The organism is Saccharothrix espanaensis DSM 44229, assembly GCF_000328705.1.
Classification (GTDB): domain Bacteria; phylum Actinomycetota; class Actinomycetes; order Mycobacteriales; family Pseudonocardiaceae; genus Actinosynnema; species Actinosynnema espanaense.
In genome coordinates, this window is the sequence record NC_019673.1 from 461,942 (window position 1) to 485,660 (window position 23,719).

Sequence of the window (23,719 nt, forward strand, 5' to 3'; positions counted from 1 at the left end):
GCGCGGGGTCAGGCGGAGAGCAGGCGGAGGTAGGCGGCCGGGTCGATGTTGCCGCCCGACACCACCGCCACGGTCCGCTGCGGCCACCGCTCGGCGTCGGCCAGGTACGCCGCCACCGCGACGGCCCCGCTGGGCTCCACCACCAGCCGCGCCCGGCCCGCCAGCCGGCGCACCGCGTCGGCGATCTGCTCCTCGGTCACCGTCACGATGTCGTCCACAAAGGTCTGGATGTGAGCGAACGTCAAGTCCGACGGCTCCGCGCGCAGCCCGTCCGCCGACGTCCGCTCCCGGTCGGCCGCCGGCCAGCGCACCAACTCCCCGGCCCGCAACGACTCCGCCGCGTCGGCCGCGAACGCCGGCTCCACGCCGACCACCCGCGCCGCCGGCCGCAGCGCCTTCACCGCCGCCGCCACCCCGGAGATCAGCCCGCCGCCGCTGACCGGCACCAGCACCACGTCCACCGCCGGCGCGTCCTCGACCACCTCCAGCCCGACGGTGCCCTGCCCGGCGATCACGTCGGGGTGGTCGAACGGCGGGATCAACGTCGTCCCGCGCTCCTCGGCCAGCTCGTGGGCCCGGGACTCGCGCTGCGCCATCGGCACCAGCACCACCTCCGCGCCCCACGCCCGGGTGGCCGCGATCTTCACCTCGGGCGCGTTCTCCGGCACGACGATCGTGGCCGGCACCCCGAACTCCCGCGCGGCGAACGCGACCGCCTGGGCGTGGTTCCCGCTGGAGTACGCCACCACCCCGCGCGCCCGCTGCTGCTCGGGCAGCCGCGCCAGCGCGTGGTAGGCGCCCCGGATCTTGAACGCGCCCACCGGTTGGAGGTTCTCCGGCTTGAGCGAGAGCCGGTCGTCGAAGCGCAGCAGCGGGGTGCGCACCACCACGGGGGCGATCAGGGCGGCGGCGGCGCGGATGTCGGAGATCGTCACGAGTGCCATGGGGACGATCCTGACGACCGTTGCGGCGCTGTCCGCGGCAGCGGCCTTGCTTGTGGGCCTCGTCACATTCACCGCGTCGACCAAGTACGCGGGGCCCCGGTTCCCTCTTCCACGGTCGAGCCTCCCGGCCGGCCGGGGGTACCGAATGGACGACCCGGGAAGAACACCACGCCACCCATGAGCACCACCACACCTGTACCGACGCCGACCACCGGGTCGGCGGTTGTGCCGACCACGACCACGCCGGCACCGGCCACTACTCCGAGCGAAACCGGAAGCCCTCCGGTATCACCCGCTTGGCCCAGCAGCATTCACACGTCGGGGCCAGGGGAAGCCGAAACCCTTACTTCTGGCAAATCACCCCAAATCGGTGATCGTCTCACTACCTTGAGTGAGAGTTAACTGTCAATTGCTACACAGCGCAGTCAAATGGTCGTGAGCTGTGACACACTTCGTCCTCGGATGGCCCGAGGCGTAATAGATAACAGGGTCATAACGTCGCTCGAACGGGTTAGTACCGGTCAGTAGAGACCGAGGAAGGAGGCGCTGTGCGGAGGCTGCGAGCGCTGTCCGCCCGTTGCGGGCTCGACGCGGTGGGGCCGCCGGACGACACGGCGGGGCCACTGGACGAAGCGGTGGAGACACCTGGCACGACGGCGAAAAGAAAAGGGGTGGGGCGACCCCTGCCGCCGCCCCACCACCCGTCCCCCTAGAGCCCCCGAGAGCGGTCCCTGCAACCAGGCTCTCGGGTTCCCTGCACCCGAAGATGAGGGAGACGCCTGTATGAACCGCACGAGTGCGGTCCGCCTCGCGGTGGCCGCCTTGCTCGCCACCGGCACGGCTTCAGCTCTCAGCGTACCGGCGATCGCGGACCCTGCCGCCCCCTACGGGGCAACCGCCGCCAACACGGAGAGCTACCCGGCCGAGTTGCTCCGAGCGGTGGAACGCGATCTGGGCCTAAACGCCGAGGAAGCACGCGTCCGACTGGCCAACGACGCCAGGTCGGGTGAACGAGAGGCGCAAGTGCGAAGTGTGCTCGGTGACACATTCGCGGGCGCGTGGATCGACGGCTCGACCGGCAAGCTGACCGTCGGTGTCACCGACAGTGCCCGGGTCGACGCCGTCCGTGCCCTCGGCGCGGACACCCGGCTCGTGACCTTCTCGCAACGTCAGCTCAACGGCACCAAGGCCGCGTTGGACGCCCTCTCCGCACCGGTGTCCGTGACCGGCTGGCGGGTCGACGACGCGAGCAACACCGTCGTGGTCGAGGTCAACCGGCACACCCGCGACGCGGCGGCCGACGCGTTCGTGGCCACCGCCAAGTCCGTCGGCACGGCGGTCCGCGTGGTCGAGGTCGACCAGTCACCCACTCCGCTCTACGACACCCGCGGCGGCGACGCGTACTACATCGGCAGCAGCCGCTGCTCGATCGGCTTCGCGGTCACCGGCGGCTTCGTGACCGCCGGGCACTGCGGCCGCACCGGTGCCGCCACGACCGGCTCCAACCGGGTGTCCCAGGGCACCTTCCGCGGCTCGTCGTTCCCCGGCAACGACTACGCGTGGGTCGCGACCAACTCCAACTGGACGTCCCGCCCGTGGGTCAACCGCAGCGGCTCCAACGTGATCGTCAAGGGCAACTCCGAGGCGGCCGTCGGCGCGCAGATCTGCCGTTCGGGTTCCACCACCGGCTGGCGCTGCGGCACCGTGCAGGCGAAGAACTCCACGGTGAACTACCCGCAGGGCTCGGTGTCCGGCCTCACCCGCACGAACGCGTGCGCGGAGCCCGGTGACTCGGGCGGCTCGTGGGTGGCGGGCACCGGCTTCGGCCAGGCCCAGGGCGTGACCTCCGGCGGGTCGGGCAACTGCTCGTCCGGCGGCACGACCTACTTCCAGCCCCTCAACGAGATCCTGAGCGTCTACGGCCTGCGGCTCACCACCGGCTGACGCCCGGGTGGCGCGCGGTCGACATCCCTGCGGACCGCGCGCCACGAGCGGAACACCCCTCGGGCTCCCCTTCCCCCGAGGGGTGTTCCCCCGTCTTCGGCCATCGCGCCCCGTCCCGGCCGAACCCGCCCGTCCCGGCCGAACCCGCCCGTCCCGGCCGAACCCGCCCGTCCCGGCCGAACCCGCCCGTCCCGGCCGAACCCGCCCGTCCCGGCCGAACCCGCCCGTCCCGGCCGAACCCGCCCGTCCCGGCCGAACCCGCCCGTCCCGGCCGAACCCGCCCGTCCCGGCCGAACCCGCCCGTCCCGGCCGAACCCGCCCGTCCCGGCCGAACCCGCCCGTCCCGGCCGAACCCGCCCGTCCTGGTCCGGCTTCGCCGGTCAGTCGAACTGGACCGACCGCTTGGACAGCCCGTACCAGAAGCCGTCCACGGTGGTGGTCGCGTCCTGGTCGGCGCTCGCGCCCAGCGACACGAACAGCGGCGCGAAGTGCTCGGTGCGCGGGTGCGCGATCCCGGCGGCCGGCGCCTTGTGCTGGAAGTCCAGCAGGCCGTCCACGTCCTTGGCGGCCAGCGCCCGCCCGGCCCAGTCGTCGAACTCGGCCGACCACTCCGGCGGCCGGTAGTCCGGCCCGGTGCGCATGTCCACGCAGCTCAGGTTGTGCGTCATGAAACCGCTGCCGACGATCAGCACGCCCTGGTCGCGCAGCGGGGCCAGCTTGCGGCCGACGTCGAACAGCCGGCGCGGGTCCAAGGTCGGCATGGACATCTGCAGGACCGGGATGTCCGCGTCCGGGAACATCTCCTTGAGCGGCACGTACGCGCCGTGGTCCAGGCCGCGCGCGGCGTCCTGCGCGACGGGCTCGTCCACCAGCTTCGTCACGCTCGCGGCGAGCCCGGGTGCGCCGGGCGCCTCGTAGACGACGTCGTAGTACCGCTGCGGGAAGCCCCAGAAGTCGTAGGTCAGCGGCACGGTCGTGGTCGCGCCCAGGGTGAGCGGTTGTTCCTCCCAGTGCGCGGACACGATGAGGATCGACTCCGGCCGCGGGAGCGTCGCGGACCACGACCTCAGCTCGCCGGTCCACCGTTCGTCGTCGGCCAGCGGGGGAGCCCCGTGGCCCAGGTACAGCACAGGCATCACCCCGACGACTGTACGCCTTGTAGTTGAATTTTCAACCAGGATGCGGCGGCCCGGGGGTCCTCCGCCTCGGTGATCGCCCGCACCACCACGACCCGGTCCGCGCCGGCCGCGAGGACCTCCGGCAGCCGGGCCCGGTCGATGCCGCCGATCGCGAACCACGGGCGGTCGGTCGTCCCGGCGGTGGCCCGCACCAGATCCAGCCCCGGCGCGGGCCGGCCCGGCTTGGTCGGCGTCGGCCAGCACGGGCCGGTGCAGAAGTAGTCCACGCCGGGCTCGTCCGCCGCCGCGCGCGCCTGGCCGACGTCGTGCGTCGAACGGCCGATCACCACGCCCTCGCCGACCACCCGGCGGGCGAGCGGCACCGGCAGGTCGTCCTGGCCCAGGTGCAGCACGTCGGCGTCCACCGCCAGCGCCACGTCCGCCCGGTCGTTCACCGCGAGCAGCGCGCCGTGCCGGGCGCACGCCTCGGCCAGCACCTCCAGCGCCGCGATCTCCTGCCGCGCTTCCAGCCCCTTGTCCCGCAACTGCACGATGTCCACCCCGCCCGCGAGCGCCGCGTCCGCGAACTCCGCGAGGTCCGGACGGGTCGGCGTGCAGAGGTACAGCCGCGCGTCGGCGAGCCGCCGCCTGATCTGGGTTCCGTCGAGTCCTGGCACGGCCGCACGGTAACCGCCGGCCGGAATCGTGCGCTACGGTGGAGGTGGTCCGCACGGGAGCCTGGAGAACACCGGGCTGAGAGGGAGCGTGGTTCGCTCCGACCGTCGAACCTGATCCGGGTCATGCCGGCGCAGGGAGCGTGAGTGCCTTGGTGAGCAAGAGCGGGGTGACCATCCTCGGCGGCGGTGTCATCGGCCTGTCCGCCGCGTGGTTCGCCGCGCGCGACGGGATCCCGGTCGAGGTGGTCGACCTCGGATCGCCGCACGGCGGTTCGTGGGTGGCGGGCGGGATGCTCGCGCCGATCACCGAAGCGTGGCCGGGTGACGAGGAAGTGCTGGCGCTGGGCGTGGAATCGTTGGCGCTGTGGCCGGACTTCGCCGCCGACCTCGGCGTCACCCTGAGCCCGACCGGCACCCTGGCGGTCGCCACCGACGCCGCGGACGTCGAGGTGCTCGACCAGTTGCGGTCCTACCTGGAGGGCCAGGGCCGCACCGCGACCAGGCTGACCCGGCGCGAGCTGCGCGCCGCCGAACCGGGCTTCGGCCCGTCGGTCCGCAGCGGACTGTCCGTCCCCGGCGACCTCTCCGTCGACAACCGCGAGCTGCTGCGCGCCCTCCGGGACGCCTGCCGGGCGCACGGCGTCCGCTTCACCGAACAGTCCACAATGGACAACCCGGTCACGGTCATCGCGGCCGGCGCGTGGAGCCGCGACCTGCACCCCGCGCTGCGCGAGGTGATCCGGCCGGTCAAGGGCGAGATCCTCCGCCTGGCCGCCCGGCCCGGCGCGCTGCCGCCGCCCGCGCACACCGTGCGGGCCCAGGTGTCCGGCCGGCCCGTCTACCTGGTCCCCCGGGCCGGCGGCCTGGTCCTGGGCGCGACCCAGTACGAGGCGGGCTTCGACCCGGACGTCACCGTCGGCGGCGTGCGAGACCTGTTGCGGGACGCGGAAGTCGTCTGGCCGGCCGTCGCCGAGTACGCGCTCGCCGAGTGCACGGCGGGGTTCCGCGCCGGCAGCCCCGACAACCTGCCGGTAGTCGAGTGGCTCGAACCCGGCGTGCTGGCCGCGACCGGCCACCACCGCAACGGCCTGCTGCTCGCGCCGATCACGGCGCGGCGGGTGCTCGACCTGCTCCGCGAAGGAGGACGCAGTTGAAGGCTCGGGTCAATGGTGAGCAACGGGAACTGGCCGACGGCTCGACCGTCGCGTCGGTGCTCGACCTGCTGGGCGCGCCGACCTCCGGCGTGGCCGTGGCGCTGGACGGCGAAGTCGTGCCGCGCGCGGCGTGGGCGTCCACCCCGGTGCCGGACGGGGCCGCCGTCGAAGTGCTGACCGCCGTGCAGGGGGGCTGACGTGGACGACCCGCTGATCGTCGCGAACCGCGAGTTCGGCTCCCGGCTCGTCATGGGCACCGGGGGAGCGGCCAACCTGTCGGTGCTGGAACGCGCGCTGATCGCGTCCGGCACCGAGCTGACCACCGTCGCCATGCGCCGCCTGGACGCCGGCGGCGGCGGGGTGCTGGAGCTGTTGCGCCGCCTGGGCATCTCCGTGCTGCCGAACACCGCGGGGTGCCGTGGCGCGGCGGAAGCCGTGCTGACCGCGCGCCTGGCCCGGGAGGCGTTGGAAACCGACTGGGTCAAGCTGGAAGTCGTCGCCGACGAACAAACCCTGCTGCCGGACCCGGTGGAACTCCTCGACGCCGCCGAGCAACTCGTGGACGACGGCTTCGTGGTCCTGCCCTACACCAACGACGACCCGGTCCTGGCGCGCCGCCTGGAAGACGTCGGCTGCGCGGCCGTCATGCCGCTGGGGTCGCCGATCGGGACCGGCCTGGGCATCCGCAACCCGCACAACATCGAACTCATCGTCGCCCGCGCCGGGGTGCCGGTGATCCTCGACGCGGGCATCGGCACCGCCTCGGATGCCGCACTGGCAATGGAACTGGGCTGTTCCGCTGTGCTGTTGGCCACTGCGGTGACCAGGGCGCAGGACCCGCCGCGGATGGCGGCGGCGATGCGCGCGGCCGTGGAGGCCGGCAGGTTGGCCCGCTCGGCGGGTCGGATCCCGCAGCGGTTCTGGGCACACGCGTCCAGCCCTGCGCCGGACGTCTGATTCGTTGATCACCCGACGGGCGGTGGCTCGGGCACAGGGCATGATGGATGCTTCTGGTTCATTCCGTCGTTGTGCACGTAGGAGGCTGCTGTGGCTGCCGACCAGGTCGAGGACGCCACCGCCCGGCTGTACCTCGCGATCGGCAGGCTGTCCCGCTTGCTGCGCCGCACCGGTTCACCGGGCCTGGGCCCCGGCGCGGTGTCCGCGCTGGCCACCCTCGCCCGCTGCGGCCCGATGCGGCTGGGCGACCTGGCGGCCAAGGAGGGCGTGGCACCCCCGACCCTGTCCCGGATCGTGGCGGCCCTGGTGGAAGCGGGCTACGTGAAACGCGACCCGGACCCCCAAGACGGCAGGGCCTGGCTGGCCACCCCGACCCCGGAAGGCGAGACGATGGTGTCCGGCGTCAGGTCGGCCCGCGTGCACGAGCTGCAACGCCGAATAGAAGAACTGACCCCGGAACACCAGGCAGCCCTGGTGAACGCCCTACCGGCCCTGGAAGTCCTGGTAGGCGAAGCCGGCTGACCCCCTCACCCCCTCTCCTCACGCCCTTCGCCGCACCTCGCCACACGATCGAGTGATCAACCCCAAAAAACGTACGGAAACACTGTTCCCGTCACTCGGTTTGTATACCGACGCCTCGAACCCCCTCCGAACCATCCTCCCCAGATCCCATGACCCCACCCCCAGCCCCACCACCCCCTGACCCCCACCCCCCAGCCACCCGCACCACCCCGACCCAGCCACCCGCACCACCCACCACCCCGGACTCCCCGACCACCCACGGCCCGCTCGACGCCGACGGCTTGGCGAGCTACGTGCCAGCCAGCGCCGCCGTGCGGCACCCGGCATGCGGCTAGCGGCCGCCGGCCCGGCAGCCGTCAGCCCGGCAGCCGCCAGCCTCCGCGCCAGCCGGTCGCGCGATGGGACGGGACCCGGGACGGGACGGACCTGGACGGATTCGGGCCGGACCTCGATGGCTCGGGCCGTCCCGCGGGGACAGCTCCCAGCGGTGCCGCCCGAAGAACCGCTCCGGATCCCGGCGGGCGTCCTCGGCGACGCGGCCGCGGCGGAACTGGTGGCGTTCCTGGGAGGCGCGCTCACCTTGTGGTTACTGGATCCCGCGACCGTCGCCCTGAGTGCCCTGAGTGCCCTGTGCGTTTTGGGCGAGAGCTACCTGACACGGCTATGACGAGCGCCCCGACCAGCACCGCGCCCGCCGCGCCGATCGTGTTGTTGTAGAAGTCACGCGTCTCGCACACCCCGAGCCCGGTCGTGAACTGGACGAGTTCCACTGCCAGGCTCAACCCCGCCGACAGCACGAGCACGGTCAGCGGTCGCCGCGTCGCCACGGTCGCGAAAAATGCGAACGGCACGAGCATCACCAGGTTCAGCCGCTCCAGCGACCCGGTGAGCGAGAAGCCGTTGAAGGCGCACACGCCGATCGGGTCGGCCGTCCACACCCCCGCGTCGAGCACGCCCGGTCTGCCCAGGGTCACGGCCAGCGCGAGCGCGAGCCCGCACCCCGCCATCACCGACATCACCGGCCGCCACCCCCGCCACCGCGCCAACCCCAGGGCCACCGCGCCGAGCACGAGGCATCCGAAGAGCATCGCCGCGACGACTTCCGGTCGGCTCAACACCAACTCCGCGATGTACGCGTCCTGTCGTGCGCTCATGTCTTACTGGACGCCTCAGTTCTGTTCCGGTTGGCTCAACGCCGGGAACCGGTAGCGCAGGATTCGTCCGACGTCTCGGAATCCAGGCAGCTTCGCCATGACCCGCAACGGGATCCGGCTCGCCGCCGGCAGGTCCGCGATCTCAGGCAGATCGAGGCTGCGCAGGTCCTCCACCAACCGCACCCCCCAGCGCTCGATGGCGTGCGGGTCGTCCAACCCCCAGCGCAGCGTCGCACCCGCGTTGCGCACCGCCGGCACCAGCTTCTGCAGCCGGATCCCGGTCGTCCCGTACACGTCGAACAGCAACTCACCGCGCGCGAAACGTCCGACGACCCGTTCGACGAGGCTCTGGACTTCCTGCCCCGTCAAGTACATCGTCAACCCCTCGAACACGACCACGGTCGGCCGGTCGGCGGGCACTTCCTCCAGCCACGCCGCGTCCGTGACCGACGACGCCACAACCCGGTAGTCCCCGCTCGGCGTCGGCAGCAACCGTTGCCGCAGCGCCACGACGTCGGGGTAGTCGACGTCGATCCAGCGCACGCCGTCGCCGGGCGCGAGCCGGTGCGCACGAGTGTCCAGGCCACACGCCAAGTGCAGCACGGTCGCCGTCGGATTCTCTTGTAGGAACCCGGAAGTCCAGTTGTCCAGGTGCTTCGCGCGCATTGCGATACCGGCCGCTGTGGCGGCGTTGACCCCGGTTTTGCGGAAGTCGTACTCGATCCGCGCGACCGCGTCGGCCGCCGCCGAGTCGTGCAGGATCGACTTCGCCGCGCGACTGTCGAGCGCGCGGCCGTAGAGGGTGGCGAGCATCGTCTCCGGGGCGCCGGTCAGGTCGACCTTTTCGCGGTCCACACCGCCAAGGTAGTCCTGGCCGGCCGCCCCGGCGAGTTCTCGGCATGCTCGACGTCCTGGACGTGCTAGACGTTTCCCAACCGCCACAACGGGGACACCGGTCCCACGCCGCCGCCGAGGGGGTAGGCGGCGGCTACCGAGCGGACGATGAACTCCTTGCCGAACCGCACCGCCGTCGGCATGTCCTCGCCACGCGCCAACCGTGACGTGATCGCCGACGCCAGCGTGTCACCGCTGCCGTGCGTGTGCTTCACGGCGTAACGAGGACCGGGCAGTTCGATGAACAGCTTCCCGTCGTACAGGATGTCCAGGCACCCCGGGTCGTCCCACAGGTGACCGCCCTTGACCAGCACCCACTGCGGCCCGAACTCGAACAAAGCCTCGGCGGCCTTGCGCTGGTCCGCGTGGTGGCGCACCTCGATCCCGGTCAGCAGCCGCACTTCGTCCAAGTTCGGAGTCACCAACGTCGCCCGCGGGAAAAGCTTGGTGCGCAACGCGTCCAGTGCAGCATCGGCCAGCAGTTGGTCCCCGTGCATGGACGCCGCGACCGGGTCGACCACGAACGGAATCGACCGTCCGATGTGGACTCTGTCGCACGCCGCAGCCACCGCTTCGATGATCGCCGCCGACGCCAGCATCCCCGTCTTCGCCGCGTCCACACCGATATCCGTGGCCACCGCCTCGATCTGCGCGGCGACCACCTCCGGCGGGATCTCGGTGTACCCGGTGACGCCCAACGAGTTCTGCACGGTCACGGCCGTCACCGCGGTCATGCCGTGCACCCCGCACGCGAACAGCGTTCTCAGGTCCGCTTGGATGCCCGCACCACCGCCGGAATCCGACCCGGCGATGGTGAGGCAGCGCGGCGGCGTCACCGCCATCAGTCGACCACCGGCAGGTAGACCTTGTTGCCGTGCTCGGAGAACTCGCCCGACTTCTCCACCATGCCCGCCTCGATCGCCTCCACAGTGGACAGTCCGTGCTCCTCGGCGTACCGGCGGACGTCCTGCGTGATCTTCATCGAGCAGAACTTCGGCCCGCACATCGAGCAGAAGTGCGCGGTCTTGGCCGGCTCCGCGGGCAGCGTCTCGTCGTGGAACGAGCGCGCGGTGTCCGGGTCGAGCGCCAGGTTGAACTGGTCCTCCCAGCGGAACTCGAAGCGCGCCTTGGACAACGCGTCGTCCCAGTCCTGGACGCCCGGGTGCCCCTTGGCCAGGTCGGCCGAGTGCGCCGCGATCTTGTAGGTGATCACGCCGGTCTTCACGTCATCCCGGTTCGGCAGGCCCAGGTGCTCCTTCGGCGTGACGTAGCAGAGCATCGCCGTGCCCAGCCAACCGATCTGCGCCGCGCCGATCGCGGACGTGATGTGGTCGTAGGCGGGCGCGATGTCGGTGGCCAGCGGCCCGAGGGTGTAGAACGGTGCCTCGCCGCACCACTCTTCTTCCAGGCGGACGTTCTCCGCGATCTTGTGCATCGGCACGTGGCCGGGGCCCTCGATCATCACCTGCACGTCGTGGGAACGCGCGATGTGCGTCAACTCGCCCAACGTGCGCAGCTCGGCGAACTGCGCCTCGTCGTTCGCGTCCGCGATGGAGCCCGGCCGCAGGCCGTCACCCAGCGAGAACGTCACGTCGTAGGTGCGCAGGATCTCGCACAGCTCCTCGAAGTGGGTGTAGAGGAAGCTTTCCCGGTGGTGCGCCAGGCACCAAGCGGCCATGATCGAACCGCCGCGCGACACGATCCCGGTGACCCGGCGCGCGGTCAGCGGCACGTAGCGGAGCAGCACGCCGGCGTGGACGGTCATGTAGTCGACGCCCTGCTCGGCCTGCTCGACCACGGTGTCCCGGTAGACCTCCCAGGACAGCTTGGCCGGGTCGCCGTCGACCTTCTCCAGCGCCTGGTAGATCGGCACCGTGCCGATCGGGACGGGCGAGTTGCGCATGATCCACTCGCGCGTCTCGTGGATCCGCTTGCCGGTGGACAGGTCCATGATGGTGTCCGCGCCCCACCGGGACGCCCACACCATCTTCTCGACCTCGTCCTCGATCGAGGAGGAGACGGCCGAGTTGCCGATGTTGGCGTTGATCTTGACCAGGAACTTCTTGCCGATGATCATCGGCTCGGCCTCGGGGTGCCGCCGGTTCAGCGGGATCACGGCCCGCCCGATGGCCACTTCCTCCCGGACGAACTCGGGGCTCATGTTCTCGCGCCCCGCGATGTAGGCCATCTCCGGAGTGATGATCCCGGCCTTCGCGTACGCGAGCTGGGTCACCGCCCCGTCGACCGGCTCACGTGCGGCGATCCAGTCCGCGCGCAGCGCGGGTAGTCCACTGTGGACGTCGATGGTGGCGTCGCTGTCGGTATACGGACCGGAAGTGTCGTAGAGATCGACATGTTCGCCGTTGGTCAACTCCACCCTGCGGAACGGGACCCGCACGCCATCGGCCACCTCGCGGTAGACCTTGCGCGAGCCGGAGATCGGCCCCGTGGTGACGCTGGGTTTCACCGAACGGTCGTCAAGTGCCGTCACGACATTCCTCCCTACGCCGGCATTACCCGGTCAGGTTCAGGCGGTCGGCGGCACCGGATCTCTCCAGCCGCCCTCTCAGCCCGCTGAGGCGCGAGCTCCCGCGATGTTGAGTTGTCCAGCCGACCATAGCCACGCGGCCGTCCCGATGCCAAGGGACTGTGCGAACCCCCGCTTCCCGGCCCCGATCGCCGGCCCCGATCGCCGACCCGCCTTCCGGCCTAATCTCCACCTACGCCCGCCGCTTGCGGCCACGTGCGACGGCTGCCGCCATCTGCCGCTTGGTGCCGGTATCAGCCCGTCGTCGTCGTCGCCCACCGTCGCCGCCAGTCCCGCTTGCCTGCCGGCGCCGCTTGCCGTCGAGTCGCCCGCTGCCCGCTGCCCGCTGCCCGCTGCCCGCGCGTGGCGTGCGGGCTGCTGGGGCGCTGTGCGGCTGGTGGGTGCGGGCGGGCGGGTGGGGCGGCGTGAGTAGCGGCGGGGGTGTGGGCCTTGCGGGTGCCGTGGTGGGGTCGGCGGATCAGGGTGGTCGGGGTGGGCCGGGGGGTGTGGAGGGGGTTGGGGTTCGGCTGGGGGGTTCGTGGCGTCCTCGTTTCAAACCGAGGATTGGGAACGGTGTTTCCGTACGTTTTTTCTCGATGATCGCCTGATCGCGGGACGACTGCGTCCGATTGCCGTGAGGCGGGTGGGTGAACGGAGGTGCGGGTTTTGGGGGGTTGTGCGGATGCCAAGGGGGTGGGTTTGCGCGTACCTTTCTCGCGTGGCTGATCACCAGCCGTTCCCGCCCGGCGCGCGGCGCGTGGCGCGCCCCGCTGGGGTTTCGCCGTGCCCTTCTTGTGGTGATCTCGCCGGCCGGGGGTATCCCGAGTGCCGGTTCTGCGCGGAGCTCGTCGACCAGTACTGGCTGCTCGACTGGCAGGAGCTGCTCGCCGCCGAGAAGCTCGCCGAGGGCGGCGCGGGGGAGCGGGAGTTGGCCGAGCTCGTGCTCGCGGACGAGGTCGGCCGCCACCCTTGGACGTGCACCGACTGGGCGATGACGCTCGTCTCCTGCTCGCACTGCGGCAAGGAACTCGGCGCGGGCCCCGTGGACTGCGTCCGGTGCGCGATGGCCGAGGCGCTGCGGTGGTCGTGGGACCACGTGGCGTTTCCCGACGCCATCACGGCCGAAGAGCACGCCTTACGTGTCGCACGTGCCGTCCTGCGCGCGCCGCACCGCCGTCGGCCCACCGTGGTCCGCGCGTGGCGGCTCCTCCTGCCGTTCCTGCTGATCGGCGAACTCCCCACGGTGGGCCAGGTGCAGCGCATCCGCGCCCACGTGATCGCGGGCGGGTACGCCGACCTGGCCCTGTGCACCACGCACGTCGAACTCGCGGGCCTGCCCGAACTCCCCTGGCGGCGGTCAGCGCGGGTCGAGCACCAGGCGAAGGCCCAGCGCGACCAGGACCCCGCCGGACACCCGCTCCAGGACCCGGCGGACCCGCGAGCGGGTGAGCCAGCCGCGGACCCGGTCTAGGACGCCGACCACGATCAGGTACCACATCGTGTCCACGGCCACCCAGACCAGCGCGAACAGTAGCAGCGTCGCCCGCCCCGCCCCCTCCGGCAGGAACTGCGGCAGGAACGAGATCGCGAACACGCCCAGCTTCGGGTTGGCCAGGTTCACCACCAGGCCCGCGCGGAACGCACGGCCGGCGGGCGGCGCTTCCGGCAGCGGCAGGCTCGCCGAGCGGAACGCCTTCACCCCCAGGTAGACCAGGAACAGCGCGCCCGTGATCCGCAGCGCGTGGTACGCCACCTCGGACGCGGTGAGCAGCACCGACAGCCCGAGGGCCGCCGCCACCGCCCACACCGCGACCGCGACCTCCATGCCGAACACCGTGGCCAGCGCGCTCGCCCGTCCCCGCACCGACTGTCGCAGCACCAGCGCCGTACCGGGGCCGGGCGACAGCGCGATCAGGAAGGACGCCGCGACGAAGGCGGCCAGGTGACTCCACATGCCGTCATCGTCACCCCGCCGTCCAGCAATTTAAGGCGGCGAAGCGGAGCGGGAGGTGGGGGCGAAGCCGGGATGAAGGGGAGCGGGGGCGGAGGTGAGAGGGTCAGTCGTCTTCGTCGGCGAAGGGGTCTTCGGCGGTGGCGGGGTCCCAGGTCAGGCCGGGGACGCCCCAGCCGTTCGCCTTGAGCATCTTCTTCGCGGCGCGCTTGTGCCGGCCGATCAGGCGGTCCAGGTACAGGTAGCCGTCCAGGTGGTCGGTCTCGTGCTGGAGGCAGCGGGCGAAGAAGCCGGTGCCCTCCACCTCGACGGGCTTGCCGTCGGCGTCGAAGCCGGTCACCTTGGCCCACGGGGCGCGGCCCGTCGGGTACGACTCGCCGGGCGCGGACAGGCAGCCCTCGTAGTCGTCGTCCGGGTCGGGCATGCCCAGCGGGATCTCCGAGGTCTCCAGCACCGGGTTGACCACCACGCCGCGGAACCGGTTGCCCTGGTCGTCGGGGCAGTCGTAGACGAAGACCCGCTGGTCGATCCCGATCTGGTTGGCCGCGAGGCCGACCCCGTGCGCCGCCGCCATGGTCTCGAACATGTCTTCGACCAACGTCCGCAACGCGTCGTCGAAGACCTCCACCGGCTTGGTCGGGTGGTGGAGCACGGGCTCGCCGGCGATGACGATCGGGTGAACTGCCATGGCCCGCAGTTTATCCGTGGACCCTCGGTCATCCGGCACGGACCGGGGGACGCGCCGACTGATGAGCCGACCCCGACCAAGATCACGTGATGTAATGGCACCCACGCGCAGGCACGGCTGAGGAGCCCAGAGTGGACGCCGCAGAGGCACTGGCGCCGGCGGATCGGCCGGACGACGGGTTGGACGAGCGGGAACGCGAGATCCTGGCCTTCGAGCGCCAGTGGTGGAAGTACGCCGGTGCCAAGGAACAGGCGATCAAGGAGCTCTTCGACCTGTCGCCGACCCGGTACTACCAACTGCTCAACGCGTTGCTGGAGAAGGAAGAGGCGTTGGCGGCGGATCCCATGCTGGTGAAGCGGTTGCAGCGGTCCCGGTCCGGCCGGGCCAAGGCCAGGGCGGCCCGCCGACTGGGCGTCGAGCGCCGATGACCAACCCGGAACCGGCGGGCTCGGCCCACCCCGCGCGCGCCGCGGGGTACGCCCTGATCGGGGTGGCGGCGGTGGCCGCGGTGATCGGCGTGACCACGCTGTTCACCGGCGGCGACGACGACCAGGCGGGCGCACCGCCCACGACCTCCGCGACGGCAGGCCCGACCACCGGCGGCCCGTCCTCCGACGGTCGGCCCTCCGACGGTCAGCCCAGCGGCTCGACCACGAGCGCCCCGCCGCAGACCACGACCGGCGACACCACGGCGGTGCCGCCCGCCACCACGACCCAGGCCGGGTCGCCCCCGACGACGACCGCCGCGCCGCCACCGGTGACCGACACCGTGAAGCCGCCGGTGCGGGTCTACAACAACAGCAACGTCAGCGGGCTGGCCCACAAGGCGTCCGACGACATCCGGCGCGCCGGCTGGGACGTCGCCGAGACCGGCAACTACTCGCAGGGCCAGATCCCGACCACCACGGTCTACTACCGGCCGGGCACGGCCGAGGAGCGGTCCGCGCAGCAGTTGGGGCAGGTGCTCAAGGCCGAGGTGAAGCCCCGGTTCGACGGCATCGAGTCCGCCCACGAGGGGATCATCGTGATCGTCACCAACAACTACGCGGGCGCGTCCGGCAAGATCTGACCGCCGGCCGGGACCCGGCGGAGGTGGCCGCCCCGGTCGAGGGACCGGGGCCGGCGCGGTGGTCTTAGTTCGAGCGGGAGTCGGCGTACGCGGCGAGGGCGGCCAGCTGCGCCGGGTCCAGCGACGGGCGCACGGCTCGGCGGGCGGCTGCCAGGTGGTCGGCGGTGACCTCGGACGCCGACAGCGACTCGCGCATGGCGGTCAGCGCCGCCTCCCGGATCAGCGCCGCGCAGTCCGCCGCCGAGTACCCCTCCAGTTCGCCGGCCAGGTCGGTCAGGTCGACGTCGGCGGCCAGCGGGGTGTTGCGGGACGACGCGCGCAGGATCTCGGCGCGCGCGTCGGCGTCCGGCGGCGGCACGTAGACCAGGCGCTCCAGCCGGCCGGGCCGCAGCAGGGCGGGGTCGATCAGCTCGGGCCGGTTGGTCGCGCCGAGCACCACGACGTCGCGCAACGGCTCGACGCCGTCGAGCTCGGTCAGCAGCGCGGCCACCACCCGGTCGCCCACCCCGGAGTCCGAGGACTGGCCGCGGCGCGGGGCGAGCGCGTCGACCTCGTCGAGGAAGACCAGCGCGGGCGCGGCCTCGGCGGCCCGGCGGAACAGTTCGCGGACCGCCCGCTCGGACTCGCCGACGAACTTGTCCATCAGCTCCGCGCCCTTGACCGACAGCACGTTCAACCGCCCACTGCCCGCGAGCGCCCGCACCAGGAAGGTCTTGCCGCACCCGGGCGGCCCGTAGAGCAGCAGACCGCGCGGCGGGGCGACGCCGAGCCGGGCGAACGAGTCGGGGTACTGCAACGGCCACAGCGCGGCCTCGGTGAGGGCCTGCTTGACCTCGGTCATGTCGCCGACGTCGTCCAGCGTCAGCCCGCCGGTCCGCAGGGTGTCCGATGTGGACATCGAGATCGGCCGCACGGTGTCCAACGCGCCGATCAGGTCTTGTTGTGCCACGTGGGGTTCCGCTATGTCACGCTGGCGCAGTGCGGAGCGCACGGCGGCCTCCCGGCGCAGGGCGAGCAGGTCGGCGGCGACGAAACCCGGTGTGCGGTCGGCGATCGCGCCCAAGTCCACATCGGACTCCAGCGGCACGTCCCGCAGCAGCACCCGCAGCAGGTCGGTGCGCACCGCGCCGTCGGGCAGCGGCAGCACCAGTTCCCGGTCGACCAGCTCCGGCACGCGCAGCCGGGGGTCGACGGCTTCGGCGTGCGCGCTGGTCACGATCAGCGCGATTCCGGCCTCCACGACCGCCGCGCGCAGCGCGTCCAGCACGACCGTCGCCACCGGGGGCGGGGAGGTGGCGGGGAGCAGGGCCTCGACGTCGGTGATCAGCAGCACGGCGGGCGCCTCGGTCGCGGCGATGGCGTCCCCGATGCGCTGCGCGGTCGCGCTCGCCTCCAGCACCGCGATGCTGGGCGCGGCGACCTCCACGACGTGCGCGCCGACGCTGTGCGCCACGGCCCGCACCAGGGTCGCCTTGCCGACCCCTTCCGGGCCGCTGACCAGCGCGGCGAGCCGGGGCGCGGCACCGAGCCGGGTGAGCAGCTCGGGGTGGCTGAAGGTCAGGTCGAGCCACTCGGCGAGCCGCCGGGCGGCGTCCTTCTGACCGACCAGGTCGGCCACCGGGACGGGTTCGGCGACGGTCGTCGGCACGACCGGCGCGGTCACGGCGGCCGGCGCCGGGACCGGGACCGCGGCACCCGCCGCGCCGGCCAGGGCGACGGCGGTGGACCGGGCCGGCGCGTCACCGGTGCGCGCGCCGTCCCGCCAGCCGACGACGGTGGACGGCTGCACCGCGACCGGTCCGCCGGCCGGCTCGACCGACGTGATGGTCAGCAGCTCGTTGGTCCAGGTCATGCCGATCGCGTGGGACAGCTTGCGGCGGGTCACGCTCACGTCGACGCCGGGCGGCGGCGAGAGGTCCTGCGGGAGCAGCGACACCGCGTCGCCGACGGTGAGCACCTTGCCGGTCAACGCCATCCGCAGCGTCTCGGGCGTGAGCGATGTGCTGGCCAGCCGGGACCCGGCGACGGTGACCGACCGCGCGCCGGTCACGTCGACCGGCGCGACCACGACCTCCGAGCCCTCGGCGATGCCGAGGTTGGACAGCGTCACGTCGTCCACCAGCACCACGCCGGGCGCGGCGTCGCTCGCCGCGGCCAGCGCGGAGCTGACCCGCGCGCCGGTCAGCCGCACCGCGTCCCAGGCGCGCAGCCCGAGCGCGTCCAGCACCTCGGGGTGCAGCCGGACGACTCCGCGCCTGGTGTCGAGGGCGGACGGCGACAGGCGGGCGGTCAGCGTGATCACACGGGGAGCCTAGGCCAACACCGGACCTCAGGGCCGGTGCTGCCCGGCGGTGCACGGCGAGCCTGGGCCGACTCCGGATCTCAGGGCCGATGGTGCCGGTGGAGCAACCGCCGGATCTCAGGGCCGGTGGTGCCGGCGGAGCCCGATCTGCCGCCAGCCGCGCCGCTTGTGCGGGCCGCCCTGGCCGTTGGCCTCGGCCGCGACCTGGGCCGGGTCGACCGCCCGCCGGGGCCGTCGCACCGCGCGCATCGCCGCGCCCGCGACCCGGCCGCCCAGCGGCTGGCGCAGCCCGAGCCGGCGCGCTGCCACGCCGTGCGCCCGCCTGATCGCCCGCCGGTCGGCGGCCGGGACGGACCAGGCCTCCGGGTGCTTGGCCAGCCACCGGTAGCGGCGCACCGAGTACGGCAGGTGCCCCAGGTAGACCAGCATCGCGGCGATCAGCGCGACCAGCGGGAAGGTGAACACGACCGCGGCCAGCAGGCCGACCAGGACCAGCAGCGGCGCGACCGCGCGCGGCGGGACCTTGATCGTCTTGACCGACAGCGTCGGGATGCGGCTGACCAGGAGGAAGGCGGTGCCGACCGTCCACGCCGCGACCACCCACGGGTCCGACCACCAGCCGGGGCCGCCGACCTGCTCGTCCACGATCAGCGGCAGGAGCAGCAGCAGGCCGCCGGCCGGGGCGGGCACGCCGACGAAGAACTCCTTGGCGAACGGCGGCTGCTCGACCTCCAGCAGCGTGTTGAACCGGGCCAGCCGCAGCACCATGCAGATCGCGAAGATGAGGGCCACCACCCAGCCCTCGCGGTAGGGCCCGAACTTCCAGACGTAGATCACCAGGGCGGGCGCGACGCCGAAGGACACCGCGTCGGCCAGCGAGTCCAGTTCCGCGCCCATCTTGCTGGTGGCGTCGAGGAGCCGGGCCAGCCGGCCGTCGAGGCCGTCGAGGACGGCGGCCATCGCGATCGCCGCGATGGCCGCGCCGTAGTAGTGGTTGATGGCGAAGTACACCGACGACAGGCCCGCGGACATCGCGAGCACGGTGATCGCGTTGGGCAGCAGCCGGACGCCGGGCCCGCTGGGAGCCACCGGGTCAGAGCTCCGGGAGTTCGGCGAGCACGGTCTCCCCGCCGATGGTGCGCTGACCGGCCTCCACCAGCACGCGGCTGCCCTGCGGCACGTAGAGGTCGACCCGCGACCCGAAGCGGATCAGGCCGTAGGTGCGGCCGACCTCGACCTTGTCGCCGTCGGCGACGTGGCAGACGATGCGGCGGGCCACCAGGCCCGCGATCTGCACCACGACGACGTCGTGGCCCTCGGTGGAGGTCAACCAGACGGTGTTGCGCTCGTTGTCCTCGCTGGCCTTGTCCAGGTCGGCGGACAGGAACTTGCCCGGCCGGTAGGAGACCTGGCGGACCGCGCCGGACACCGGCAGGCGCTGGACGTGCACGTCGAACACGGACAGGAACACGCTGATCCGGGTCATCGGCACGTCGCCGAGGCCGAGCTCGGCCGGCGGGACCGCGTCGACGACGTGCGAGACGGTGCCGTCCGCGGGCGCGACGGCCAGGTTGGGCCGGGTGGGGGTGGTCCGCACGGGTTCGCGGAAGAACCACGCCACCCACGCGGTCAGCAGCGCGCCCACCACGCCGGCGCGCCGGGAGAACCGGCGCACCAGGAGGGTCGCGACGGCCGCGCCCGCCACGAACGGGCGGCCCGCGGGGTGCATCGGGGGGACGATCCCCCGAGCGAGGTCGATGAAGTGGGAGACGGCACCACTGTTCTTGTCGCGATCGACGGTCATGGCTCTTCCGGGTCAGGGAAATGCTGGCCGGCCACACGCTACGCCGGCGACCACCGGGCCCGTCCGGTATGTCCGTGCGTCCCCCGACGAACGCACGGACACACCAGGCGGGTGTGCCGGCGAGTGTAATCCAGGTCACATGGGTTATTCAATGGCACTGAGTGAACTCGCCGTGACTGAGTGTACTCGATCTCCGCCCGGCCACGCGCAGCGCGCGAATCGGGGGATTGTTGAACGATTCTAGTGCAGGAAGCGGACCAGCACGTCCGCCCCGGCCGCGAGTTCGGTCACGTCCTCGGGCACCTCGATCAGGCAGTCGCTCAGCGCCAGCGCCGACAGCAGGTGCGAGCCGGGGCCACCGACCGGGGTCACCACCTGGCCGGAGGCCGGGTCGTACCTGCCGCGCCGGAACTGGGTGCGGCCCGCCGGCGACGTCAGCGGCGAGCTGAGCTTCGCGACCACCGTCGGCCGCTGCACCACCGCGTGCCCCATCGCCGCCCGCAGCGCCGGCCGGATGAACACCTCGAACGACACCTGCGCGCTCACCGGGTTGCCCGGCAGCGTCGCGACCGCCACCCCCAGGTACCGGCCCGCGCCCTGCGGCCCGCCGGGCTGCATCGCCACCCTGGTGAACTCCACCCCGCGACCGGTGAACGCGTCCTTGACCACCTCGTACGCGCCCGCGCTCACCCCGCCCGAGGTCAGCAGCAGGTCGAACGCCGCCAGCCTCGGCTCCACCGCCGCCCGGAACGCCGCCACGTCGTCCGGCACGAACCGCAGCAGCTCCGCCTCGCCGCCCGCCTCCCGCACGGCCGCCGCGAGCATCACGCCGTTCGACTCGTAGATCTGCCCCGGCGCCAGCACCTCGCCCGGCCCGACCAGCTCCGACCCGGTCGAGAGCACCAGCACCCTGGGCCGCCGGCGCACCGGCAGCGACCCGAACCCCAGCGCCGCCGCCAACCCCAGCTGCGCGGGCCCCAGCACCGTCCCGGCGACCAGCACCGTCGTGCCCACCGCGACGTCGTCCGCCGCCCGCCGCACGTTCGCGCCGGCCGGCACCCCCCGGTCCACCCGCACCGACGACGTCCCGCCGTCGGTCCACTCCACCTGCACCACGGCGTCCGCGCCGGCCGGCAGCGGCGCGCCGGTCATGATCCGCTGCGCCGTCCCGGGCTCCAGCGGCGTCGACGCCGCGCGCCCGGCCGGGATGTCGTCGGTCACCGGCAACGCCACCGGAACGGCCGCCACGTCCGCCGCGCGCACCGCGTAGCCGTCCATCGCGGAGTTGTCGAAGGGCGGCAGCGCGACCGGCGCGACCAGGTCCAGCGCCAGCACCAGCCCCAGGCAGTCCGCCACCGGGAGCTCGGCGGTCCCGGTCACCCCGACCAGCTCCGCGATCCGCTCGCGGTGGGCGGCGACCGCGGTCAACGAGTTCGACACGACCACCATCCTGCCGCCCCCGTGCGAAACTGCTCCGACCGGCCGCCACGCGCGACAGCAGGAGGAGGAACGTTCCGGTGCAGGTCCGCACGCGACACACGCCGACCTTCGGAGTGGCCAGGCTGGTGCTCGCGCCCGCCGAACCGGCCCTCGTCGAACGCTCGTCGCTGTTCGCGACCAGCTACGGCGTCAACCGCGACACCAAGGGCAAGGCCCCGGGCGTCAAAGCCGCGCTGTGCACGGCCGGCGCGGAAGGCGGGTGGGTGGACGTCGCCCCGCCGCTGCCCGGCGACCTGCACGTGCTCGAACTCGACGGCGCGACCGGCTGGTGCGTGGCCCGCAACAGCTGGCTGGCCTCGGCCGGCACGGTCGCCATGGACCCGGCCGCGCCGCCGCTGCGCGCGCTGCACGGCGGCGACACCGGCTTCCTCACCTACGTCTACGGCACCGGGTCCGTGGTGCTCGCCTGCTACGGCACGCTCGACGTGCTGACCCTCGACGCGGGCGAACTGGTCACCCTCGACAGCGGGCACGTCGTCGGATTCGCCGACACCCTCCAGTGCCGGTTGCGCGCGCTTTCCCCCGATGTGCCCCAATCGGTCCGCAATGGTGACGGCCTGGTCCTCGACTTCGCCGGTCCGGGCCTCGTGCTCACCCGTACGCGCAGTCCGCGAGCACTGGTCAGTTGGTTGCGGGACAACGGATTCAGCGTCCGCTCATGACTCCATAAGGAGGTATCGGCGAACCCCCTCGTGCCTCTAGCGTGGCGGTTTGCTCAGGTAATTCTCGAAGGAGGACGTCTTGGCTGTCGGCACGGTCAAGTGGTTCAACTCGGAGAAGGGGTACGGCTTCATCGCCGCCGACGGCGGGCCCGATGTCTTCGTGCACTACTCGGCGATCCAGATGGAAGGCTTCCGCACGCTGGCCGAGGGGGACCGCGTGGAGTTCGAGATCCAGGCCGGTCGCGACGGTCGCAGCCAGGCTTCGACGTCCGGAAGGCATCGTGAACTCCGCCCGGCCCGCCACCAGGCGGGTCGGGCCGTTCCGCCGGACCGCCCGTTCCGGGGCGTTGACCGGTGCTCTTAGCCGGAACCCGGCGCACGCCGGGCCGAGCGGACGTTAGGCTGCCCCGCGTGTCGGAGGACCTGAGCGGGCGACGGTTGGGCCACTACCGGATCGACGGGGTGCTCGGCCGCGGTGGCATGAGCGTGACCTACCGGGCCACGGACGTTCGGCTGGGTCGCAAGGTGGCCCTAAAGGTCATCGGCGAGCACCTGACCGCCGACGCCGAGTTCCGCGAGCGGTTCGTGGACGAGGCGCGCAACACCTCGGCGATCGACCACGCGAACATCGTGCCGCTGTACGACTTCGACGAGGTCGACGGGCTGCTCTACATCGCCATGCGGCTGGTCGACGGCCAGGACCTCGCGGGCCACATCAAGGACGGCCCGATCTCGCCCGCGCGCACCCTGACGCTGCTCGGCCAGGTGGCCGAAGCGCTCGACATGCTGCACGGCAAGGGCCTGGTGCACCTGGACGTGAAGCCGGCCAACGTGCTGGTGACCACCAAGGAAGCCTCCCGCGAGCACGTCTACCTGGCCGACTTCGGCCTGACCCGGCGCGGCGCGACCGGCCACCGCACCCGGACCGGCGACTTCCTCGGCTCGCCCACCTACGCCGCGCCCGAGCACCTGCGCGGCGAGCCGCTCGACGGCCGCACCGACCAGTACGCGCTGGCCTGCATGGTGTTCGCCTGCCTGTCCGGCCGGCCGCCGTTCCAGGGCGGCGTCCAGGACGTCATCCAGGGCCACCTGGCCACCGAGATCCCGACCCTCACGTCCCTGGTGGCGCTGCCGCCGGGCATCGACGACGTGCTGCGCAAGGGCACCTCGAAGGACCCCAACCAGCGGTTCGGCTCGTGCCAGGAGCTGATGGCGGCGGCCCGCACGGCGCTGGGCGGCGCGGCCACCGTGACCAGCCCGCCGCGCCGGGTCGACGCGCCGGTGTCCGGCCCGGTGCCGGCCCAGCACGGCCCGCAGACCGGCGGCGTGCCGGCCCAGCAGCCGCCGCGCTACCAGCAGCCGCAGCCCCCGTCCGGCGGGTTCGCCCAGCAGCCGGGCTTCCTGGCCGACCCGGTCCGGCTGCGCCCGCCCACGCAGGTCGGCGGCGCGTCCGCGTTCACCACCACCGCGAAGTCGCGGCCCGCGTGGGTCACGCCGGTGATCGTCGGCGTGGTGGCCATCGTGGCGATCGTCGTCCTGGTGCTGATCCTCACCCCGAAGTCCGAGGAGCCCCGGCCGCCCGCGTCGACCAGCACCGGCCAGTCCATCGACGTCGGCGGCGAGAGCGGCAGCAAGAAGCCGCTGCCCACCAGCGTGCCGGTCAAGACCTCCCGCTGACCCACACGTCCCGCCGACCCACGTGCCGTTGACCTCGCGCGTCCCGCCGACCGTGCGCCGTTGGCCCGCGCGCCGCTGACCGCGCCCCGCCGACGACGCCCGGTCGGCGACCGCTCGCCGGCGGTGGCCGGCGCCTGTCGAAAGCCGCCGCGCTGACCTGCGGTTCTTGCACTCG

23 protein-coding genes, 1 pseudogene and 2 riboswitches are annotated in these 23,719 nt (G+C 72.6%); of the genes and pseudogenes, 11 read left to right on the plus strand and 13 right to left on the minus strand.

All coding sequences use genetic code 11. The features are described from left to right. Positions 1-8: 8 nt before the first annotated feature. Positions 9-944 carry a threonine ammonia-lyase gene (locus tag BN6_RS02220; protein WP_015097894.1) on the minus strand — a complete coding sequence of 312 codons (936 nt, stop codon included), beginning with the start codon at positions 942-944 and terminating at the stop codon, positions 9-11. Positions 945-1,976: 1,032 nt separating this feature from the next. On the opposite strand from BN6_RS02220, the gene BN6_RS02225 reads away from it, so the two are divergent. After that, entirely contained in the window at positions 1,977-2,888 is a 912-nt protein-coding gene (locus BN6_RS02225; protein ID WP_331712624.1) for a S1 family peptidase, read from the plus strand. A 380-nt stretch (positions 2,889-3,268) separates the two neighbouring features. Here the strand turns inward: BN6_RS02225 and BN6_RS02230 are convergent, their stop codons facing one another. After that, complete coding sequence (locus BN6_RS02230; protein ID WP_015097896.1) at positions 3,269-4,024, minus strand: dioxygenase family protein; 756 nt, start codon at positions 4,022-4,024, stop codon at positions 3,269-3,271. Further along, positions 4,024-4,683: a thiamine phosphate synthase gene (thiE, locus tag BN6_RS02235; protein ID WP_015097897.1), complete on the minus strand. Its 660-nt coding sequence runs from the start codon at positions 4,681-4,683 to the stop codon at positions 4,024-4,026. The genes BN6_RS02230 and thiE overlap by 1 nt, the downstream gene beginning before the upstream one ends. 43 nt (positions 4,684-4,726) lie before the next feature. Beyond that, positions 4,727-4,838: riboswitch (TPP riboswitch) on the plus strand. On the opposite strand from thiE, the gene thiO reads away from it, so the two are divergent. The 4 genes from thiO (at position 4,833) to BN6_RS02255 (ending at position 7,316) form a co-directional block, all read left to right on the plus strand. After that, positions 4,833-5,837: a glycine oxidase ThiO gene (gene thiO / locus BN6_RS02240; protein WP_015097898.1), complete on the plus strand. Its 1,005-nt coding sequence runs from the start codon at positions 4,833-4,835 to the stop codon at positions 5,835-5,837. Its footprint overlaps the riboswitch before it by 6 nt. Next, positions 5,834-6,034 (plus strand): sulfur carrier protein ThiS, encoded by a 201-nt coding sequence (gene thiS, locus BN6_RS02245; RefSeq protein WP_015097899.1) that lies wholly within the window; start codon positions 5,834-5,836, stop codon positions 6,032-6,034. The genes thiO and thiS overlap by 4 nt, the downstream gene beginning before the upstream one ends. Before the next feature lies 1 nt (position 6,035). Then, on the plus strand, positions 6,036-6,794 hold the full coding sequence (thiG, locus tag BN6_RS02250; protein ID WP_015097900.1) for a thiazole synthase: 759 nt from the start codon (positions 6,036-6,038) through the stop codon (positions 6,792-6,794). 90 nt (positions 6,795-6,884) lie between these two features. Continuing rightward, entirely contained in the window at positions 6,885-7,316 is a 432-nt protein-coding gene (locus BN6_RS02255) for a MarR family winged helix-turn-helix transcriptional regulator (RefSeq protein WP_015097901.1), read from the plus strand. A gap of 575 nt (positions 7,317-7,891) precedes the next feature. Here BN6_RS02255 and BN6_RS41505 read toward each other — a convergent pair. From BN6_RS41505 to thiC, 4 genes are all read right to left on the minus strand, one after another. Beyond that, positions 7,892-8,470 carry a VanZ family protein gene (locus BN6_RS41505; protein ID WP_015097903.1) on the minus strand — a complete coding sequence of 193 codons (579 nt, stop codon included), beginning with the start codon at positions 8,468-8,470 and terminating at the stop codon, positions 7,892-7,894. A 15-nt stretch (positions 8,471-8,485) separates the two neighbouring features. Continuing rightward, positions 8,486-9,325 (minus strand): class I SAM-dependent methyltransferase, encoded by an 840-nt coding sequence (locus BN6_RS02265; protein WP_015097904.1) that lies wholly within the window; start codon positions 9,323-9,325, stop codon positions 8,486-8,488. Between the two features lie 65 nt (positions 9,326-9,390). Continuing rightward, positions 9,391-10,206, minus strand: a complete 816-nt coding sequence (gene thiD, locus BN6_RS02270; RefSeq protein ID WP_015097905.1) for a bifunctional hydroxymethylpyrimidine kinase/phosphomethylpyrimidine kinase — start codon at positions 10,204-10,206, stop codon at positions 9,391-9,393. Then, complete coding sequence (gene thiC, locus BN6_RS02275) at positions 10,206-11,855, minus strand: phosphomethylpyrimidine synthase ThiC (RefSeq protein WP_015097906.1); 1,650 nt, start codon at positions 11,853-11,855, stop codon at positions 10,206-10,208. The genes thiD and thiC overlap by 1 nt, the downstream gene beginning before the upstream one ends. Continuing rightward, positions 11,845-11,967: riboswitch (TPP riboswitch) on the minus strand. It overlaps the preceding gene by 11 nt. 642 nt (positions 11,968-12,609) lie before the next feature. Between thiC and BN6_RS43180 the strand changes: the two genes are divergently transcribed. After that, positions 12,610-13,362, plus strand: a complete 753-nt coding sequence (locus BN6_RS43180; protein ID WP_197540235.1) for a hypothetical protein — start codon at positions 12,610-12,612, stop codon at positions 13,360-13,362. On the opposite strand, the gene BN6_RS02280 is transcribed toward BN6_RS43180, so the two are convergent. Both BN6_RS02280 and BN6_RS02285 read right to left on the minus strand, forming a co-directional pair. Next, positions 13,249-13,845, minus strand: a complete 597-nt coding sequence (locus BN6_RS02280; RefSeq protein ID WP_015097908.1) for a LysE family translocator — start codon at positions 13,843-13,845, stop codon at positions 13,249-13,251. The two genes, BN6_RS43180 and BN6_RS02280, sit on opposite strands and share 114 nt — an antisense overlap. Before the next feature lie 103 nt (positions 13,846-13,948). Continuing rightward, entirely contained in the window at positions 13,949-14,530 is a 582-nt protein-coding gene (locus tag BN6_RS02285; RefSeq protein WP_041311696.1) for a peptide deformylase, read from the minus strand. A 131-nt stretch (positions 14,531-14,661) separates the two neighbouring features. Here BN6_RS02285 and BN6_RS02290 point away from each other — a divergent pair, with 131 nt between their 5' ends. Together BN6_RS02290 and BN6_RS02295 are read left to right on the plus strand one after the other, a co-directional pair. Then, positions 14,662-14,958 carry a DUF3263 domain-containing protein gene (locus tag BN6_RS02290; protein WP_015097910.1) on the plus strand — a complete coding sequence of 99 codons (297 nt, stop codon included), beginning with the start codon at positions 14,662-14,664 and terminating at the stop codon, positions 14,956-14,958. Then, complete coding sequence (locus tag BN6_RS02295) at positions 14,955-15,599, plus strand: LytR C-terminal domain-containing protein (RefSeq protein WP_015097911.1); 645 nt, start codon at positions 14,955-14,957, stop codon at positions 15,597-15,599. The genes BN6_RS02290 and BN6_RS02295 overlap by 4 nt, the downstream gene beginning before the upstream one ends. 64 nt (positions 15,600-15,663) lie before the next feature. Here BN6_RS02295 and BN6_RS02300 read toward each other — a convergent pair whose 3' ends face one another. From BN6_RS02300 to moeA, 4 genes are all read right to left on the minus strand, one after another. Then, complete coding sequence (locus tag BN6_RS02300; RefSeq protein WP_015097912.1) at positions 15,664-17,901, minus strand: AAA family ATPase; 2,238 nt, start codon at positions 17,899-17,901, stop codon at positions 15,664-15,666. 117 nt (positions 17,902-18,018) lie between these two features. Beyond that, on the minus strand, positions 18,019-18,990 hold the full coding sequence (gene pssA, locus BN6_RS02305) for a CDP-diacylglycerol--serine O-phosphatidyltransferase (protein ID WP_015097913.1): 972 nt from the start codon (positions 18,988-18,990) through the stop codon (positions 18,019-18,021). A 4-nt stretch (positions 18,991-18,994) separates the two neighbouring features. Beyond that, a complete protein-coding gene (locus BN6_RS02310) occupies positions 18,995-19,705 on the minus strand; it encodes a phosphatidylserine decarboxylase (protein ID WP_015097914.1) in 711 nt (236 codons plus the stop codon). Positions 19,706-19,945: 240 nt separating this feature from the next. After that, positions 19,946-21,154, minus strand: coding sequence for a molybdopterin molybdotransferase MoeA (gene moeA / locus BN6_RS02315; protein ID WP_015097915.1), 1,209 nt, complete (start codon positions 21,152-21,154; stop codon positions 19,946-19,948). Positions 21,155-21,222: 68 nt separating this feature from the next. Between moeA and BN6_RS02320 the strand changes: the two genes are divergently transcribed. The 3 genes and pseudogenes from BN6_RS02320 (at position 21,223) to BN6_RS02330 (ending at position 23,544) form a co-directional block, all read left to right on the plus strand. Then, on the plus strand, positions 21,223-21,867 hold the full coding sequence (locus BN6_RS02320; RefSeq protein WP_015097916.1) for an AIM24 family protein: 645 nt from the start codon (positions 21,223-21,225) through the stop codon (positions 21,865-21,867). Between the two features lie 79 nt (positions 21,868-21,946). Next, positions 21,947-22,152, plus strand: a pseudogene (locus tag BN6_RS02325) (cold-shock protein). Between the two features lie 126 nt (positions 22,153-22,278). After that, positions 22,279-23,544 carry a serine/threonine protein kinase gene (locus BN6_RS02330; RefSeq protein WP_051075419.1) on the plus strand — a complete coding sequence of 422 codons (1,266 nt, stop codon included), beginning with the start codon at positions 22,279-22,281 and terminating at the stop codon, positions 23,542-23,544. Positions 23,545-23,719 lie beyond the last annotated feature (175 nt).